The organism is Bacillus sp. FSL M8-0277, from assembly GCF_037975305.1.
In the GTDB taxonomy this organism is placed as follows: Bacteria; Bacillota; Bacilli; order Bacillales; family Bacillaceae; genus Bacillus; species Bacillus pumilus.
In genome coordinates this window covers 1,773,669-1,789,371 of the sequence record NZ_CP150255.1, presented here as the reverse complement: position 1 = coordinate 1,789,371, position 15,703 = coordinate 1,773,669, and the positions used below count along the sequence as shown (strand labels likewise).

The window sequence follows — 15,703 nt, the reverse complement described above, 5'->3', positions numbered from 1 at the left end:
ATCACCATGCATGTATGGTTCAACAAAACATGCTCCTTTGCACGGCTATGAGAATGTTCTACATTCTGCAATGAGAACTAGAAGTCCATTATAAACAAGACTGTTTGATAAGCCAAATGCAATCATATGATGATTTTTACAAAACGGAACAAATGTTCTATTTTTTTATCTTATCGCTCTTTTGCTTGTTATGCAAGATCACCGATATGTCCCTGTCGCCTTATTTTATCGCTTTCTTCTAGAATCGCAAATATATTTCTGTAACAAAAAAGCAAAAATCCTTGAAAACCAAGGATTTTTGACGATTTAATGAGTTTTTGTCATTGCATGAGCCACCTTGATACATACATCCATGATGGCGACCTTGCCATTTTCCTCAATCAGCCTTTTCGCTTCTTCGTGATAGATGCCTTGCTGCGCCCAAAAAACAGGTGCGTCTATTTCAAGAAATTCTTCTGCTACCTCGGGCAAAAACTCTGAACGTCTAAAAACATTCACGATATCAACAGGCTCTTTGATATCTTTTAGTGAAGCGACTGCTTTCACACCAAGTGCTTCATCGATCGTTGGATTCACCGGAATGATCTCATAACCGGCATCCTGCATCGCTTTAGACACCATATATGACGTTCGGTGCGGTTGATCTGATAAACCAACAACAGCAATTCGTTTACTGCTTTTTAATATACGGCCAATTTCTTGTTTCGAAGGATGATTCATCCAAACACCCCTTTTCCTCTATTTTAGCGAACTTCTGCTTAAAAACAAAGCTGAATCCATCTGCTTTTGATTTTTTCAAAAAAAGATCCCCATGTTTTTCATAAGATCATGTTAAAATGTAAGACAAGAGGGAGAATATAAAGGAGTTATGCAGATGTTAATTGCTTTGATGTTTATTTTGGCTTATCTTCTCGGCAGTATTCCATCCGGTCTCATTGTCGGGAAAGCTGCAAAGGGTATTGATATCCGTGAACATGGCAGCGGCAACCTAGGTGCGACGAATGCATTTCGTACGCTTGGCGTAAAAGCAGGGTCTATCGTTATTTCTGCTGATATTTTAAAGGGGACTCTCGCTTCTGCTTTACCGTTTTTCATGCAACTGGACATTCATCCCTTATTAGTAGGGGTTGCTGCTGTTATCGGTCACAGCTTTCCTATCTTTGCAAAATTTAAAGGGGGAAAAGCAGTCGCTACATCTGGCGGCGTGTTATTATTTTATGCCCCATTCTTATTTATCACGATGATCGCTGCTTTTTTCTTATTTTTATACATTAGTAAATATGTTTCATTATCATCTATGCTGACCGGCATCTATACATTCATTTACAGCATATTCACCAAAGACGTATTCTTAATCATTGTTGTTGCCGTTCTTGCTGGTTTTGTGATCTACAGACACATCGCCAACCTCAAACGAATCCTCAACAAAACTGAACCGAAAATCAAATGGCTCTAGCCGTTTCATAAGTTTCATTCTGTGGTAAAAGTAAAGAAAAGCTGTTTTTTGCATCCTGCATTTTAAAAAACAGCATGACTTCAAAAAGGGGCGATCACATTGAAATTAACGATAAAAGAAGATGCACTTAATTGGTACAAGGATGAATTAGATTTAGAAAAAGGTGATCAAGTTCGCTTTTTTGTGAGATATGGCGGGTGCAGTAATGTACAAAAAGGCTTTTCTCTCGGCGTCGCAAAAGATGAACCTCAAAATGCCGGAGCAACCGCTGAAATAGAAGGTATTACTTTCTTTGTAGAAGAAAGTGATATTTGGTATTTTGACAACCATGATCTGCATATTGATTATAACGAGTCTGTAAAAGAACCAGAATTCCATTATGAATAAACAAAAAAGATACCTCATCCCTCGGGTATCTTTTTTGTTTTATCCTTCAATATATAGCCCATACTCCTGAATGTTTCCTAAAGACCGCTCCTTTTGCAGGATTCTTTTTTGTGGTTCACCGATCAAGTCAAAGTGAGGAAACCCTGCGCGGTCATGAATCCATTCTTTTTTAAGTCCATGCTTTTCTCCCCATTCAATTAACTGCTTCATATCCTGACAGGCTGCTTTAGTGACGGTATTAGCATGCGGGAAACGGTCATCAAGCCAATAATGAGTTAAAAAGGCCATTTTTCCCTGCTGAACAGCTGATTTCCACGCATTTAGATCGCTTCTTTTAAGACCAAACGCCATAAGTTAAACCTGCTTCTTCGACTGTTCATATACTTTGTGCCAGGCAGGAAATGCTTTTCTAAATTGAATAGGTCTAAAGGTGTCTTTGTCTACACAAATATGCGAGGTTGTCCCTGTAATTGCTGTTTGTCCATCAGGCTTTTGAATTTCGTAGCCATACACCGTTTTGAGTCCATTGTATTCTTCAATCCAAGTATGAACGGTCGCTGTTTCACCGTACAGGAGAGGTTTTTTATATTTCACCTGCAAATCTATAACGGGTGCAAGAGCGCCGTCTGCTTCTAGCTGCGCATAGGAAAATCCTAATTCTTTAATCAGTGCTGTTCTGCCGACTTCCATCCAGATTAAATAATTGGCATGATACACAATGCCCATTTGATCTGTTTCTGCATAACGGACTTCTATTTCTTTTTTAGATACATACACGTTTTCATCGCTCTCCTATCAAAACCTAAGATCTCTGCCATTTTACCACAATCGAAATGGTTCTTCTAAAAGGAGGCAATAAAATAAACCAGGGATTCCTGGTTTATTCAGTATAGCTATTTTTTCTTGCTGCTTCTTCGTCCTTGATTTCAGAACGCATCGCATCTATGCTCATTTTTCGATTTTCATTTTTTTGCTTAATCATCTGTTTTTCTTGATCTGTCGAAAGGGCCACCGCTGCTTCAGATTCATCGATATTGTCAAGGGTGTTTTCAATCATATCTTGCAGCTTTTCAACATTATCAGAACGATCATCTGGATTGGATTGATATGACCTTCCATTCATCTTGATTCCCTCCTTATTCGCCCTTCGTCTGGATCACATCAGGCTGTTCATTTGATTTATTATGCATCTTTTTACCTTTATTGCGTTTGTATGCTACAGGTTTTGTCCCTAAATGGTCTGGTGTAAACTGCGCTTGTTTATCATGCTCTCTACCCATCATTCATCCCTCCCTCCTCTTTAGGATGAACGAAAAAGGATAATTCATAACTTATTTCTGTCTAAATCGCTCTTCCAACTTTTCTTCAAGCTGGTTTAAAAATTCCTCATTGCTTAATAATTCTTTTTTATTTTCAAGTACAAGCTCTTCAAATGTACGTCGTTTTCTTCTTCTCATTGTACTCACCTCCAGTGTTTGTATTTCATTTTCGCCAAAACATTTAGAAAATAAGCAAAAAAGCTGAATCATTATAGATCCAGCTCTTGCTCAATTTCTTTTTTTGTCAGCATTTGATGCTTCACAGACATGATGCGTCCTTTTTCATCTAATATGTATGTTGTTGGGTATGAAAGCACCTGATATCGTGCTTGAATGCCTTTTTGATCTAATAAAATAGGAAAGCTCAGCTTTAATTCATCTGCAAATGCTGCAACATGATCTTCACTTTTTTCAGTGGTCGTTAAATTCACTGCAAGTACTTCGACCTGATCATATTCGCTTCTAACCGCGTCTAGATCCGGCATTTCTGTCCTGCATGGCTTACACCATGTCGCCCAAAAATTGACGAGCACCTTTTTCCCTTTGTAATCAGATAACGAGGCCGTTTGACCATCAAGGGTTTTAAGTTCAAAATCAGGGGCTTGATCCCCTTTTTCAAGACCGATTGCGGGCTCTTTTGGTTCAAGTAAATTCCACACAAGTAAACCAATCAATACAAGTAAAACAGCGCTTGCTATTCCTTTTTTCCACATGATTGATCCTCCACTATTTTAAAAAAGAAGAGAAAGCTATCTAGGCGCCTTCTCTTCTTTGCTGTATGAGTATTAGTTGCTTGCCAATTTTTCACGAAGTACCATTTGAAGGATACCACCATGACGATAGTAGTCAATTTCGACTTCACTGTCAAAGCGAACAACCACTTCAAATGTTTTCTCATTGCCATCTGTATCAATTGCTTTCACAGTGACAAGATCACGTGGACGAACTGTTTCATCAACTTCAACTTCAAATGTTTCTGTTCCTGTTAGTCCATAAGTTTCTGCACTTTCTCCGTCTTTAAACTGTAACGGAAGTACACCCATGAAGACAAGGTTACTTCTGTGGATACGCTCAAAGCTTTCAGCTAGAACGAATTTAATTCCAAGAAGGTTTGTTCCTTTTGCAGCCCAGTCACGGGAAGAACCCATTCCGTAGTCTTTACCTGCTAAAATCGCAAGACCTGTGCCATCTTCTTTATAACGCATGCATGCATCATAGATGGATGTCACTTCACCAGTTGGCCAGTACGTTGTATATCCGCCTTCTGTTCCTGGTGCGATTTGGTTCTTAATACGGATGTTTGCAAAAGTACCTCTCATCATGACATGGTGGTTACCACGGCGAGATCCATATGAGTTAAAGTCTCTAGGAGATACGCCTCTTTCTTGCAAGTATTTACCCGCAGGTGTGTCTTTACCAATCGCTCCAGCAGGAGAAATATGGTCAGTTGTCACAGAGTCACCGAACTTCGCAACGACACGCAAGCCTTTAAGCGGTTCAACTTTACCAGGTTCAACTGATAGGTTTTCAAAGAATGGCGGGTTGTCAATGTATGTGGAATTTTCATCCCATTTATACAAAGCATCATCTGTCGTTTTAATTTCATTCCAGCGGTCATTGCTGTCAAATACAGTTTCATACTCTGAACGGAAGAGTTCAGGTGTGACTGTGCTTTTCACGACACTGTTGATTTCGTCCATTGATGGCCAAATGTCATTGAAATAAACGTTCTCACCGTTTTTATCCACACCGATAGGGTCTTTTGTTAAATCAATATTCACCGTACCAGCAAGTGCATACGCCACAACTAATGGTGGAGATGCAAGGTAGTTTCCTTTCACAAGCGGATGGATACGTCCTTCAAAGTTACGGTTACCTGATAAAACAGAAGTGATCAGCAGATCATTTTCAGAGACAGCATCCTCAATTTCTTGCGCAAGCGGTCCTGAGTTACCGATACATGTTGTACAGCCATACCCAACAATGTTAAATCCAAGGTCTCTTAAGTATGGAAGAAGTCCTGAGTTCACGAGGTATCCTGTCACAACCTTAGAACCTGGCGCTAGTGACGTTTTCACGTAGTTTGGCACCTTCATGCCAAGCTCACTTGCTTTCTTCGCAACAAGACCTGCTCCGATTAAGACGTAAGGGTTTGATGTATTCGTACAGCTCGTAATCGCTGCAATCGCAATCGCACCTGTCTTCATCACAGCTTTTTCACCATTTGCTAGATCAAATTCAATTTGTTTATCCAGCTCTGATTTTTCTAATCCAAACCCTTGGTTACCAGCTGGGCTTTCGATGTGCTGATGGAACGTCTCTTTCATTTCTGAAAGTGGAATCAAATCTTGTGGACGCTTTGGACCAGATAAGTTTGATTCAATTTGAGAAAGATCAATTTCCACAACATCCGTAAAAATTGGGTCCTCTACATCTGGCGTATAGAATAAGCCATTTGCGCGAGAATATTCTTCAACGATATTAATTTGCTCTTCATCACGTCCAGTAAGGCGAAGGTAAGCAAGAGCTTCCTCATCTACTGGGAAGAATCCGCAAGTAGCCCCGTATTCAGGCGCCATATTCGCAATCGTTGCACGATCTGCTAGCGGCAGCTGTGCAACACCTGGTCCGAAGAACTCAACGAACTTGTTCACTACGCCTTTTTCACGCAGAACTTGTGTCACTTTTAATGCAAGGTCAGTTGCAGTCGTTCCGTTTGGAAGTTCTCCAACTAATTTAGCACCAATGACTTCTGGTACTGGGAAGTATGAAGGCTGACCGAGCATACCAGCTTCCGCTTCAATACCGCCAACGCCCCATCCAAGTACGCCGATCCCGTTGATCATGGTTGTATGAGAGTCAGTACCAACCAATGTATCTGGGTAAGTGATGATCTCGCCATCTTCTTCAATCGCATGAACAACACTTGCAAGGTACTCTAAGTTTACTTGGTGAACAATCCCTGTTGCAGGCGGAACAGCTTGATAGTTATTAAACGCTTTCTTTGCCCAGCTAAGGAAGTTATAACGCTCTGCGTTACGTTCGAATTCTAAATCCATGTTAATGTTTAATGCATCTTCAGTTCCAGCTTTATCAACTTGTACTGAGTGATCAATAACAAGGTCAACTGGAATTTCAGGGTTGATTTTATCCGGATCCCCACCTACATCTGCCATTGCTTTTCTTAATGAAGCAAGGTCAACGACGGCTGGTACACCCGTGAAGTCTTGTAAAATAACACGAGAAGGTTTAAATGGAACATCAATTTCTTTGACCTCGGCAGTTCCCCATTTTGCCAAGTTTTCAACGTGTTCCTTTTTGATCACTCTACCGTCTACTTGGCGAAGCACTGATTCTAAAAGTACCTTAATGGAATAAGGCAGCTTAGAAACATTTCCGATTCCTTGTTTCTCTAGTGCTTCTAACGAATAATAGTGATACGTTTTCCCATTTGTCGAAAACGTTTTTCTAGATTGAAAAGCGTCTTGTTTAGCTATTTGCTGCTGTTTCGACATATCCAAAATCCCCCTTTTGATGATCAAGATCAATTTCAATTCTCAGAAAAATCGTCGTATTTCACCACAATTTTCTCACAATTTCATCTTAAAACAAATTCATACATAAGTAAATAACAATGCTTTTATTAAATTCAATAAGTTTAACTTATCATCAGGAAATGATTACTCTTCATAAACGAAGCGGGGCGGGCTCATACTACAAATGAGGTGATAGAACATGACAAAACGTAAAGCAAATCATGTGATTGACGGCATGAATGCAGCCAAAAGCCAAGGTAATGGTGCAGGCTATATTGAAAATGACCAACTCGTTTTAACAGAAGAACAAAGACAAAACAATAAAAAACGTAAAAAAAACCAATAGGAAAGGAGCAAGCATCATGACGAATAAAAACACAGGAAAAGACATCCGTCAAAACTCGCCTAAGGAGCATCGGGGCGGACAGCCTGAGCCATTATCAGGCAGTAAAAAAGTAAAAAACCGCAACCATACAAGACAAAAGCACAATTCTCATCACGATATGTAAACATTCTCCTCTCATCCCGTGGCAAAACGGGATGTTTTAGGTCTTTCACACATTTCAGTTCTCAACATATCATTTATTATGAGATGTGATGGAGGAGTGTTTATGGAGAATGAAAAGCAATCGAATTCCTCTGATTTTCTAGAAATAGATGATTGGCTCAATGTTTTAATGGATGATCCATTTGCCTGGTATGATGAACACCTCCCAATTGACCTTTATGAAACAAGCCGTGATTATATTATTGAGATTGATGTCTCCACCCTATCGATCACCGATGTAAAGCTGACCTTCGCTGGACATGAGCTGACTCTCTGTTGCACGGTACAAAAGCCAAATGTTGAAGGCGAACAGCCAATTGAAAAAAGTGTCATGCTCCCTTTTTATTTGAACGACAAAGAGATTGAAACAGAATACGAAAACCGAATCATTTCGATAAGAATTAAAAAAAGTTCCGACCATCCACGCGAGGCATTTTCCTTTCAAATCCCGCACTTCAAACATTAAGAGCCCACCTTCATTTGGTGGGCTCTCTTCCGTTCGTGTCAAGTCAATACCTTTTGCGAACCACCATGGCCAAATAGTAGAGTCGCTATATGATAAGGTATTCTTTTTCTACTAGATGGTTTGGGTCTTTCTAGTAAATGGGCAGTTATGAATGAAAAAAGGCGTTCATAGAGATGAGAGACATACATTTTTGTTATTTTCTTCTATCATCGCTTCATGTAAAATAAGATAGAGAGACGAGGGGTATAAGGAGTGAGAACATGTTAAGCGGCTGGTTTTTGTGGTTCATTTTATTTTGGGGTACGGTGATGATCGGATTACTCGCAATCGGTGGCTTTTTTATGTTTCGCAAATTTTTAAAACGATTGCCGAAGGAAGATGGGAAATCAGAGCTTGATTGGCAGGATGAATATATTCAAAAGAGCCTCCACCTATGGCGGGAAGAAGACAAACAGCTTTTAAATGAGCTTGTATTACCTGTTCCAGAGCTGTTTAGAGATGTCGCCAAAGAAAAAATTGCAGGAAAAATTGGCGAGCTGGCTTTAAAAGAACAAGCTGCGAGCATTAATTTAGACTTAATCATTCGCGGCTATATTATCGCTACACCAAAGCGTGATCATAAGTTTTTATTGAAGCGCCTTCAAGAAAAAAACATCGATCATACGCCATATGAAGCATTATTAAAATAACCTCCTTTATAAAAGGAGGTTCAGCGTGTAGACAAACCCTCGCATTCTTTGTCAGTCCTGTGCGCTGGTGCTCACCCATCCTAGACTTCAAAGGTTTTCTATCACGCTGAAAAGAAAGAAGACAAAAGGCTAAAATAAAGATCATTTTAGCCCTTTGTCAACAATCTGGGTTTAATTCATTTGAACCTGCTGCGGATCTAATTGCTTAGACAGCTTTCTAAACGACAAATACATGGCAACGCGCCAAGGTACAATCATGCCAAAGGCAAGTATCCAAAACATTCCGCTTAGAGAGCCATAATCAATAGAAGAACTCAGGATCGTCTTCATCCCGATACGAAGAACAAGAAGTCCAATGAGAATAAATACAAATGCTTTTGACCGCTTTAAGTAAATCTCGTTCCCTCTAATTTCAAACTTCGATGTTTTGATTAAAAAGATGGAGAAAAACATCCCCACTGTGATCGCTTCAAGAAATTCAGCCCCAGTTACCTGAAACATTGGAACAAAAAACATCAGTGCACCAGTGCTCATAAAAATAGGAGGTAATATAATTTTTTTCGCGGTTGCCGGTTTCGCAGATGACTTAATGCGAATAAACATGACGGCTACCGCCATACATATTGCAATTATAGAAGAGATTAAGACCATCATATCAAATCATTCCTTTATTCTTTAAGGTCAGCCTATGTATAATATACTCCAATTGACGAAAAAAAACCATTCGCCGCGACTGTAGAAAACGATTTCAAAAGCCTGTAAATCCGCCAAACAAGGATGAGAACATGATGATAATCCATGTGAGGAGATCAAAGAACAGCAATATCCCTACCACAATCATAATGATCCCGCCAATTTTCATGATGAGCTGCTGACGCTTTCTGATCCACGCCATTTTCGTAATGAAAAAGGAGAGAACAAAAAAGGGAACGCCAAATCCAAATACATACGCAATCATATAAGGCACAGCCGACTCAGGATTGTTACTCGCCAGTGCGATAACAGCAGATAAAATAGGTCCTGTACAAGGTGTCCAACCAGCGGCAAAGCCCATTCCAATGAGAATCGATCCAAAAAAACCAGCAGGTCGGTTTTTGAACTGCATTCTCTTTTCGCCCATGAGGAAAGAAGGCTGAAATACACCAAGCGTCATAAAACCAAAGAAAATAATGAGGATAGCTCCAACCTGGCGAATCGCTTGATGGTAATCATCAAAAAACTTCCCAACAAACGATGTCCCAAAGCCTATCGCAATAAAGATAATAGAGAAACCAATTAAAAAGAATAAGGTATGAAGCAGACTTCTTCTTCTCAGCATCACCTTCTCAGATTTCACTTCATCCATACTAACGCCCGTAATATAAGATAAAAACGCTGGATAAAGCGGCAGACAGCACGGTGAGATAAAAGAAAGGAATCCTGCTCCGAAAGCTAAAAAGTAATTCAAATCTGTCAAAAAAACACCCCCTTCTTACAATATACAATAAGAGATGACAAAATCATTTCATTTTTTTTACATCCTCTCAATAAAGATGGTCTATTCTCTTAAAACCTTATATAATTTAATTTGACATCGAGATAACGAATCCTTTAAATTTGAAAATAAACCTGAAAATGGATATAATAGAATCGATTCTTTTTATCAAGATTTGCATGAAAGGAACATGACTTTGGTAAAAACATCATTATTAACTCAAATCGAAGAAAAAAGAGAAGAGCTGATGAAAGTTGTGATGCACAATGGGATGACCTCAACAGTGACCATCGAACATAGCCAGCAGCTAGATCATCTCCTCTTACAATATCAACGACACTTACACTCAAACTCAGCCAACTAATCATATCTCATGATATTTATCATGCTGCACGATTTTTAGAACAGTTGATATGTGTGACCATAAACGAAACAAAAACCTCTGATAACAGGGGTTTTTGTTTTTTTACAGGAAGCTGACGCCAAAATAAAAACCACCTTCCCTGCTTCATTTAGGCAAGTACAGTGGTTTTAAAGCGTCTGATGAAGGTGAATTCAATAAAGAAAGGACAACGCTTGTCCATTCTTTATAACCATGTTCCATCTATGATCATAATATCGTACGTATTATTTCGCTTGGTTGTTCATGGCTTTCATCATTTGATTGATTTTCTTCTGGGACGGTTTCATGCCCATTTGCATCATCATCATTCGAAGCATTTGTTCATTAATTGGTGGATTCTTTTTCAAGTAGCTCATCATATACTTACGAGCAATAAAGAATCCGAGTGCAACTCCTGCAAGCAGTGCAACAACGCCTACAAGGATGACAACCCATAAATCCATAATTCTTCCTCCTTCATGTTGTCTCGTATAAAGTGTACTAAACAAAAGGCTATTATACAACATTTCACGTTCAATTTTATTTTTTTAAACAAAATTCCTCACTTTTACCGGATTGAGCCACCCGTGCTTCTTTGAACCGAAGTCCATCGCAAGGAAGCAAGGACTAATTTTTCTCAGCACTTCAAAAAACACTGCTTCTGCTTCATAACTACCGGTGGCAGACATTTGGATATAACGATCTTTTATGATAAATGCAGCCGTTCCTTTTCCATTAGGTAAGGAAGCGCTGTATATCGAGCCAATTTGTGTATAGTGAACGTTCGTTAAGTTGTTCATTAATCGCTGATGCATATGAAAAGCAGGGATTCGTTTCGTCACGTAATCCACTTGTTTCACAAGCATCACCAATTCATCTTCCGTGCGGTTCGTCCAGTGTAACGACTCAAACAAATGAAACAAAATTGATTCTCTGCCAAAATAATGATGCGCAAATTCATCCTCAATCCAATAAATATAATAATGGCGTTCCATGTCTATCCCTTCCTTTCACATTTCGTCAATCTCGTATATTGCTTGTATTATACAAAAATGCGAAAGAAAGAATTGTCTATATATGAAGCAAGAAGAAACTAGTTTTGTCAAAAAAACAAGAAAAAAGAAAAAAGTTTGCAGAGCGGATGAAAATGCTCTGCAAACAGATGAAAAAAAGCATGATGCTTGGAGACTTCGTTATTTGTTCAGCTTCGCTTTCACACGGCTGACGACATTGCTGACCGTGAAGCCGTATTTCTCAATAATGGTTTCACCAGGTGCAGAAGCGCCAAATTTATCAATGGCAATTACGTCACCATCAAGACCAGTGTAACGCTCCCAGCCAAGTGAAGCCCCCATTTCAATCGCAATACGAGCCCGCACTGCTGTAGGAAGGACTGATTCTTTGTATTCGTCTGACTGCTGATCGAAACGATCCCATGCAGGAAGACTGACAACAGACGCGCGGATTCCTTCTTTTTCAAGTGCTTTTTGCGCTTCAATCGCTAAACCGACTTCAGATCCAGATGCGAGTAGAAGTGCTTCTGGCTGCGCATCAGCAGCTTCAACGACGACGTATCCACCCTTTTCTACTCCCTCATACGCCTTCTCAGGTGCTTGGTCAATCGTTGGAAGGTTTTGACGAGTCAGAACTAGTGCTGTCGGTTTATCCGTTGAAGATACAGCAAGTTTCCACGCTGCAGCTGTTTCGTTTCCATCCGCAGGGCGAATGACAGAAAGGTTCGGCATCGCACGTAATGAAGCAAGCTGTTCAACCGGCTCATGCGTCGGACCATCTTCACCAACAGCGATACTGTCATGAGTAAAGACATAAGTGACTGGAAGTCCCATTAAGGCAGCAAGACGAATCGCTGGTCTTAAGTAATCTGAGAAAACAAAGAACGTTCCGCCGAATACACGAAGGCCGCCGTGAAGCGCCATACCGTTTAACGCGGCACCCATTGCAAATTCTCTGACGCCGAACCAAATGTTCTTGCCGGCATAATGATCTTTACCAAAATCGTCTGTGTTTTTAATCGTTGTTTTGTTTGAACCTGCAAGGTCAGCAGACCCGCCAATGAAGAAAGGTACTTGCTTCGCAATGCCATTTAATACTTCGCCTGAAGAAGCACGGGAGGCAAGACTTGAACCTGCTTCATAAACAGGGACCTCTTGATCCCAATTCTCAGGAAGCTTTCCTTCAATCGCAAGCTTCAGTTGAGCTGCAAGCTCAGGGTATTCTTTTTCATATTGCGCAAATAGTTCATTCCAAGCTACTTCTTTTTTCTGACCAGCGTCTTTTACAGCTTCTTTGAAATGATCGTACACTTCAGAAGGTACATGGAAATCTTCTTCAAACGTCCAAGAGTAAGCTTCCTTCGTCAGCTTGGCTTCGTCGCTGCCAAGTGGTGCACCATGCACACCAGAAGTTCCTGCACGGTTTGGCGACCCGAAACCGATTGTTGTTTTCACTTCAATCAGTGTAGGTCTGTCTGTGCTTTGTTTTGCCTTTTCGATAGCAGCCGTCACTTCTTCAATGTTATTGCCGTCTTTCACATAAAGAACTTCCCAGTTCATCGCTTCAAAACGATTCTTCACATTTTCAGAGAATGAACGATCTAGGTCGCCATCTAAAGAAATATCATTTGAATCATAAAGGACAATTAAACGGCCTAAGCCTAAATGACCAGCAAGGGAAGCAGCTTCAGAGGAAATTCCCTCCATTAAGTCTCCATCTCCGCAAATGCTGTATGTATAGTGATCTACAACATTAAAGTTGTCTTTGTTATACGTTTCCGCAAGATGTCTTTCTGCAAGTGCCATACCAACTGCCATGGCAATCCCCTGTCCTAAAGGACCTGTTGTAGCATCGACGCCCTCTGTATGTCCAAATTCAGGATGTCCAGGTGTTTTGCTACCCCATTGGCGGAATTGTTTTAGATCATCGATGCTCAAGTTGTATCCGCTTAAATGAAGCATGCTATATAGAAGCATAGAACCATGTCCCGCAGATAAAACAAAACGGTCTCTGTTAAACCAATTTGGGTTTTGCGGACTTACGTTTAAGTGATTCGTCCATAAAGCGTATGCCATTGGCGCAGCACCCATCGGCATTCCAGGGTGACCGGAATTCGCTTTTTCAATTGCGTCTATGGAGAGAGTTCGTATTGTTGCAATAGATTTCAATTCAATCGTTTCCATATAAATCCCCTTCCGTATCTTGTGTACACCATTATCATAAATCTACTGTCCTTTTTTCACAACTATTTCACGCTGAAAAAGAGTGATTTTGTCACATTTAGTTTATCGATCACCTAAAAAGTTATGCAAATATGAAAAAAGATGAGAATATTCTTCCCATCTTTTCAAAATTCAAGAAACCGAAAACTTAATGAAGGTTTTGATCTCTTTCTCTTTTTAATTTTTCTGGTGTGACATCGTTTCCTTCAGGGTCAACGATTTTCACGGTTTTAAGTGTATTTTTCATAGAAGAACGAAAAGCTTTTAAATACTCTTCTCTTAATTGCTTTTGTTCTGTTTTTTCATCGTCTGACAAACCGGTCTCTTTTGACTTTTTTGAAAGCTCATTGATTCTTGCAAGCTGATTTTTAGAAATCATGACTAACTCCTTTAAAGCATTTTCTCTACATACTACTAAATATCAATCATTTTGACAACAAATCAAGCTTTAGGTGGTCAGACCTTTTACATATTCTTGATACCTTCTATGGACCGTTGCTTTTGAAATGTCGAAACCTAGTGCCTGAAGAGTTGCTGCGATTTCTGCGAAGGTCATGTTATTTTTTCTTAATCGAACAATTTCTGAAATCGGCACTTCAATACGCTCACGACCAGGCGCATGATCCTGCTGTTTTAAATTCAGTTCGGGCTGATACCCTCGTTCAACGGCTCTTCTCATTCCCCGCTTGATTTTCAGGTTATGAATTTTTCGTTGATACTCTTCAACGACTCCTACGATCTCAATCACCATTTCATCTGCTTCTGAAAGCTCAAGTTCGCCTCTATGAAACGTACTGTACACCTTCACATTCTCTTTAAAAAGACAATGAAGAAGCGCAATTTTTGCTTGTCCTCTTCCGAGACGTGTTTCATCCTGGATAAGAACAGCATCAATTGACTCTTCTTTTAGTGTAGCTAGCATATCAAACACACCATCGCGATCTAGATCATACCCGCTTGCTTTTTCTTTAATGACTTTAACCACATTCATCTTGTGCATAGCAGCTAAAGCTAGCAATTCTTCTTCTTGTCTCTTCAGTGAGGTTTCCTGCTCTTCTTTGACAGTGCTTACTCTCGCATAGATGATTGCATTCATGTCTTCAATCGACCTTTCTACTGTACTGTTGCAAGTTGATATACGACTGGATGCTCTTTTTTGACTGGTATGACAAGGATGTCACCAGGCTGGATTTCTGTTGAAGCAAGATCGTTGTGCTGAGTGACCCAGTCAATAAACGCATTTTTATCGATTGATTTGCTGTCGTTTACTTGATCAGCTAACCCCCAAAGAGTATCCCCTGATTGAACTTCTATTTTAACATACTGATTTGGATCATTATGGCTTGTGACTGCAATAAGTGAGAGAAATATGCCAACGATGAATGAGAATACCCCAATAAAAATAATAGATTCTTTTAACCTCATAATGTCATCTCTCCTAATAGAATGTGCGTTCGTTCTTTCTGACACTTATTATAAATACGAACAAACGTTTCTGTCAAACGTTTTTTTCGAACCTATGTTTGTACTGTTAGGAAAAACATGCTATAATTTCTTTAAAATTGACGTTTTGAGGTGCAAAAGATGACGAAGCTATCAAAAAGACAACTCGATATCCTGACATTCATCAAAGAAGAAGTAAAAAGCAAGGGCTATCCCCCATCCGTTCGTGAAATTGGAGAAGCTGTCGGTCTAGCATCCAGTTCAACGGTTCATGGACATTTAGCTAGACTAGAAACGAAGGGCTTAATTAGAAGAGACCCGACAAAACCTAGAGCGATCGAAGTACTAGATGAAGAGGAAATGAATATTCCAAAGAGTGCTGTAATGAACGTACCAGTCATCGGAAAAGTAACAGCAGGCCTGCCTATTACGGCTGTTGAGAATGTAGAAGAGTACTTCCCTCTTCCAGAGACTTTTGCAGCACCAGATGAACAAGTATTTATGCTTGAAATTATGGGAGAAAGTATGATTGACGCAGGAATTTTGGACAAGGACTATGTCATTGTGCGTCAGCAAAGCACTGCTAACAATGGAGATATTGTCGTCGCCATGACAGAGGAAGATGAAGCGACAGTGAAACGTTTCTATAAAGAAGATACACACTTTAGATTACAGCCAGAAAATCCATCTATGGAACCGATTATTTTACAGAATGTAAGTATACTAGGTAAAGTGATTGGCGTATTTAGAAATATTCACTAAAAAAAG

The 15,703-nt window shown here is 39.8% G+C and carries 24 protein-coding genes; 8 read left to right on the top strand and 16 right to left on the bottom strand.

Annotated elements, in window-relative coordinates; translation table 11 throughout:
• Nucleotides 1-306 precede the first annotated feature (306 nt).
• Entirely contained in the window at nt 307-720 is a 414-nt protein-coding gene (locus MKZ05_RS08880) for a CoA-binding protein (RefSeq protein WP_050944892.1), read from the bottom strand.
• Between the two features lie 154 nt (nt 721-874).
• Here MKZ05_RS08880 and plsY point away from each other — a divergent pair, with 154 nt between their 5' ends.
• Nucleotides 875-1,456 carry a glycerol-3-phosphate 1-O-acyltransferase PlsY gene (gene plsY, locus MKZ05_RS08875; RefSeq protein ID WP_003212462.1) on the top strand — a complete coding sequence of 194 codons (582 nt, stop codon included), beginning with the start codon at nt 875-877 and terminating at the stop codon, nt 1,454-1,456.
• Nucleotides 1,457-1,555: 99 nt separating this feature from the next.
• Entirely contained in the window at nt 1,556-1,843 is a 288-nt protein-coding gene (locus tag MKZ05_RS08870; RefSeq protein ID WP_003210876.1) for a HesB/YadR/YfhF family protein, read from the top strand.
• A gap of 39 nt (nt 1,844-1,882) precedes the next feature.
• On the opposite strand, the gene MKZ05_RS08865 is transcribed toward MKZ05_RS08870, so the two are convergent.
• From MKZ05_RS08865 to acnA, 7 genes are all read right to left on the bottom strand, one after another.
• The gene (locus tag MKZ05_RS08865) at nt 1,883-2,194 is read right to left on the bottom strand and encodes a hypothetical protein (RefSeq protein ID WP_050944893.1); all 312 of its coding nucleotides are present in this window, start codon (nt 2,192-2,194) and stop codon (nt 1,883-1,885) included.
• 3 nt (nt 2,195-2,197) lie between these two features.
• Nucleotides 2,198-2,620 (bottom strand): thioesterase family protein, encoded by a 423-nt coding sequence (locus MKZ05_RS08860; protein WP_003211985.1) that lies wholly within the window; start codon nt 2,618-2,620, stop codon nt 2,198-2,200.
• 103 nt (nt 2,621-2,723) lie between these two features.
• The gene (gene tlp, locus MKZ05_RS08855; protein ID WP_339162240.1) at nt 2,724-2,966 is read right to left on the bottom strand and encodes a small acid-soluble spore protein Tlp; all 243 of its coding nucleotides are present in this window, start codon (nt 2,964-2,966) and stop codon (nt 2,724-2,726) included.
• A gap of 13 nt (nt 2,967-2,979) precedes the next feature.
• Nucleotides 2,980-3,123: an acid-soluble spore protein N gene (locus MKZ05_RS08850; protein WP_008357830.1), complete on the bottom strand. Its 144-nt coding sequence runs from the start codon at nt 3,121-3,123 to the stop codon at nt 2,980-2,982.
• 51 nt (nt 3,124-3,174) lie between these two features.
• Entirely contained in the window at nt 3,175-3,300 is a 126-nt protein-coding gene (locus tag MKZ05_RS08845) for an FbpB family small basic protein (protein WP_003211002.1), read from the bottom strand.
• A 71-nt stretch (nt 3,301-3,371) separates the two neighbouring features.
• On the bottom strand, nt 3,372-3,875 hold the full coding sequence (locus MKZ05_RS08840) for a TlpA disulfide reductase family protein (RefSeq protein WP_268458561.1): 504 nt from the start codon (nt 3,873-3,875) through the stop codon (nt 3,372-3,374).
• Nucleotides 3,876-3,947: 72 nt separating this feature from the next.
• On the bottom strand, nt 3,948-6,677 hold the full coding sequence (acnA, locus tag MKZ05_RS08835; protein WP_339162235.1) for an aconitate hydratase AcnA: 2,730 nt from the start codon (nt 6,675-6,677) through the stop codon (nt 3,948-3,950).
• Nucleotides 6,678-6,897: 220 nt separating this feature from the next.
• On the opposite strand from acnA, the gene sspO reads away from it, so the two are divergent.
• The 4 genes from sspO (at nt 6,898) to MKZ05_RS08815 (ending at nt 8,400) form a co-directional block, all read left to right on the top strand.
• Entirely contained in the window at nt 6,898-7,044 is a 147-nt protein-coding gene (gene sspO, locus MKZ05_RS08830) for a small acid-soluble spore protein O (protein ID WP_003210995.1), read from the top strand.
• 16 nt (nt 7,045-7,060) lie between these two features.
• Nucleotides 7,061-7,207 (top strand): small acid-soluble spore protein P, encoded by a 147-nt coding sequence (locus MKZ05_RS08825; RefSeq protein ID WP_113387036.1) that lies wholly within the window; start codon nt 7,061-7,063, stop codon nt 7,205-7,207.
• 102 nt (nt 7,208-7,309) lie between these two features.
• Nucleotides 7,310-7,711 (top strand): spore coat protein, encoded by a 402-nt coding sequence (locus MKZ05_RS08820; protein ID WP_106028895.1) that lies wholly within the window; start codon nt 7,310-7,312, stop codon nt 7,709-7,711.
• A gap of 260 nt (nt 7,712-7,971) precedes the next feature.
• The gene (locus MKZ05_RS08815; protein ID WP_044141405.1) at nt 7,972-8,400 is read left to right on the top strand and encodes a DUF2621 domain-containing protein; all 429 of its coding nucleotides are present in this window, start codon (nt 7,972-7,974) and stop codon (nt 8,398-8,400) included.
• A gap of 171 nt (nt 8,401-8,571) precedes the next feature.
• On the opposite strand, the gene MKZ05_RS08810 is transcribed toward MKZ05_RS08815, so the two are convergent.
• On the bottom strand, nt 8,572-9,054 hold the full coding sequence (locus MKZ05_RS08810; RefSeq protein WP_034619875.1) for a CcdC protein domain-containing protein: 483 nt from the start codon (nt 9,052-9,054) through the stop codon (nt 8,572-8,574).
• Nucleotides 9,055-9,148: 94 nt separating this feature from the next.
• A complete protein-coding gene (locus MKZ05_RS08805; protein ID WP_113387035.1) occupies nt 9,149-9,856 on the bottom strand; it encodes a cytochrome c biogenesis protein CcdA in 708 nt (235 codons plus the stop codon).
• Nucleotides 9,857-10,070: 214 nt separating this feature from the next.
• Here MKZ05_RS08805 and MKZ05_RS08800 point away from each other — a divergent pair, with 214 nt between their 5' ends.
• Nucleotides 10,071-10,238 (top strand): aspartyl-phosphate phosphatase Spo0E family protein, encoded by a 168-nt coding sequence (locus MKZ05_RS08800; protein ID WP_003211291.1) that lies wholly within the window; start codon nt 10,071-10,073, stop codon nt 10,236-10,238.
• A gap of 263 nt (nt 10,239-10,501) precedes the next feature.
• On the opposite strand, the gene MKZ05_RS08795 is transcribed toward MKZ05_RS08800, so the two are convergent.
• The 6 genes from MKZ05_RS08795 to yneA form a co-directional block, all read right to left on the bottom strand.
• On the bottom strand, nt 10,502-10,720 hold the full coding sequence (locus MKZ05_RS08795; protein WP_003212379.1) for a YneF family protein: 219 nt from the start codon (nt 10,718-10,720) through the stop codon (nt 10,502-10,504).
• A gap of 84 nt (nt 10,721-10,804) precedes the next feature.
• Nucleotides 10,805-11,251: a sporulation inhibitor of replication protein SirA gene (gene sirA / locus MKZ05_RS08790; protein WP_050944900.1), complete on the bottom strand. Its 447-nt coding sequence runs from the start codon at nt 11,249-11,251 to the stop codon at nt 10,805-10,807.
• 198 nt (nt 11,252-11,449) lie between these two features.
• Nucleotides 11,450-13,453 (bottom strand): transketolase, encoded by a 2,004-nt coding sequence (gene tkt, locus MKZ05_RS08785; RefSeq protein WP_339162229.1) that lies wholly within the window; start codon nt 13,451-13,453, stop codon nt 11,450-11,452.
• A gap of 187 nt (nt 13,454-13,640) precedes the next feature.
• Nucleotides 13,641-13,871: a DUF896 domain-containing protein gene (locus tag MKZ05_RS08780; RefSeq protein WP_212046465.1), complete on the bottom strand. Its 231-nt coding sequence runs from the start codon at nt 13,869-13,871 to the stop codon at nt 13,641-13,643.
• A gap of 69 nt (nt 13,872-13,940) precedes the next feature.
• The gene (locus tag MKZ05_RS08775) at nt 13,941-14,588 is read right to left on the bottom strand and encodes a recombinase family protein (protein ID WP_339162226.1); all 648 of its coding nucleotides are present in this window, start codon (nt 14,586-14,588) and stop codon (nt 13,941-13,943) included.
• Between the two features lie 17 nt (nt 14,589-14,605).
• On the bottom strand, nt 14,606-14,917 hold the full coding sequence (gene yneA, locus MKZ05_RS08770) for a cell division suppressor protein YneA (RefSeq protein ID WP_003211955.1): 312 nt from the start codon (nt 14,915-14,917) through the stop codon (nt 14,606-14,608).
• Between the two features lie 159 nt (nt 14,918-15,076).
• Between yneA and lexA the strand changes: the two genes are divergently transcribed.
• A complete protein-coding gene (gene lexA, locus MKZ05_RS08765) occupies nt 15,077-15,697 on the top strand; it encodes a transcriptional repressor LexA (protein WP_003212311.1) in 621 nt (206 codons plus the stop codon).
• The last annotated feature ends 6 nt before the right edge of the window (nt 15,698-15,703 follow it).

Excerpts from the sequence above, each read along its gene's own strand:
- MKZ05_RS08815 (WP_044141405.1), top strand. The coding sequence starts at position 7,972 with ATGTTAAGCGGCTGGTTTTTGTGGTTCATTTTATTTTGGGGTACGGTG.
- acnA (WP_339162235.1), bottom strand. The coding sequence starts at position 6,677 with ATGTCGAAACAGCAGCAAATAGCTAAACAAGACGCTTTTCAATCTAGA.
- tkt (WP_339162229.1), bottom strand. The coding sequence starts at position 13,453 with ATGGAAACGATTGAATTGAAATCTATTGCAACAATACGAACTCTCTCC.
- plsY (WP_003212462.1), top strand. The coding sequence starts at position 875 with ATGTTAATTGCTTTGATGTTTATTTTGGCTTATCTTCTCGGCAGTATT.
- yneA (WP_003211955.1), bottom strand. The coding sequence starts at position 14,917 with ATGAGGTTAAAAGAATCTATTATTTTTATTGGGGTATTCTCATTCATC.
- MKZ05_RS08840 (WP_268458561.1), bottom strand. The coding sequence starts at position 3,875 with ATGTGGAAAAAAGGAATAGCAAGCGCTGTTTTACTTGTATTGATTGGT.
- MKZ05_RS08825 (WP_113387036.1), top strand. The coding sequence starts at position 7,061 with ATGACGAATAAAAACACAGGAAAAGACATCCGTCAAAACTCGCCTAAG.
- sspO (WP_003210995.1), top strand. The coding sequence starts at position 6,898 with ATGACAAAACGTAAAGCAAATCATGTGATTGACGGCATGAATGCAGCC.
- MKZ05_RS08850 (WP_008357830.1), bottom strand. The coding sequence starts at position 3,123 with ATGGGTAGAGAGCATGATAAACAAGCGCAGTTTACACCAGACCATTTA.
- MKZ05_RS08880 (WP_050944892.1), bottom strand. The coding sequence starts at position 720 with ATGAATCATCCTTCGAAACAAGAAATTGGCCGTATATTAAAAAGCAGT.
- tlp (WP_339162240.1), bottom strand. The coding sequence starts at position 2,966 with ATGAATGGAAGGTCATATCAATCCAATCCAGATGATCGTTCTGATAAT.
- sirA (WP_050944900.1), bottom strand. The coding sequence starts at position 11,251 with ATGGAACGCCATTATTATATTTATTGGATTGAGGATGAATTTGCGCAT.
- MKZ05_RS08780 (WP_212046465.1), bottom strand. The coding sequence starts at position 13,871 with ATGATTTCTAAAAATCAGCTTGCAAGAATCAATGAGCTTTCAAAAAAG.
- MKZ05_RS08795 (WP_003212379.1), bottom strand. The coding sequence starts at position 10,720 with ATGGATTTATGGGTTGTCATCCTTGTAGGCGTTGTTGCACTGCTTGCA.
- MKZ05_RS08820 (WP_106028895.1), top strand. The coding sequence starts at position 7,310 with ATGGAGAATGAAAAGCAATCGAATTCCTCTGATTTTCTAGAAATAGAT.
- MKZ05_RS08865 (WP_050944893.1), bottom strand. The coding sequence starts at position 2,194 with ATGGCGTTTGGTCTTAAAAGAAGCGATCTAAATGCGTGGAAATCAGCT.
- MKZ05_RS08810 (WP_034619875.1), bottom strand. The coding sequence starts at position 9,054 with ATGATGGTCTTAATCTCTTCTATAATTGCAATATGTATGGCGGTAGCC.
- MKZ05_RS08845 (WP_003211002.1), bottom strand. The coding sequence starts at position 3,300 with ATGAGAAGAAGAAAACGACGTACATTTGAAGAGCTTGTACTTGAAAAT.
- MKZ05_RS08775 (WP_339162226.1), bottom strand. The coding sequence starts at position 14,588 with ATGAATGCAATCATCTATGCGAGAGTAAGCACTGTCAAAGAAGAGCAG.
- lexA (WP_003212311.1), top strand. The coding sequence starts at position 15,077 with ATGACGAAGCTATCAAAAAGACAACTCGATATCCTGACATTCATCAAA.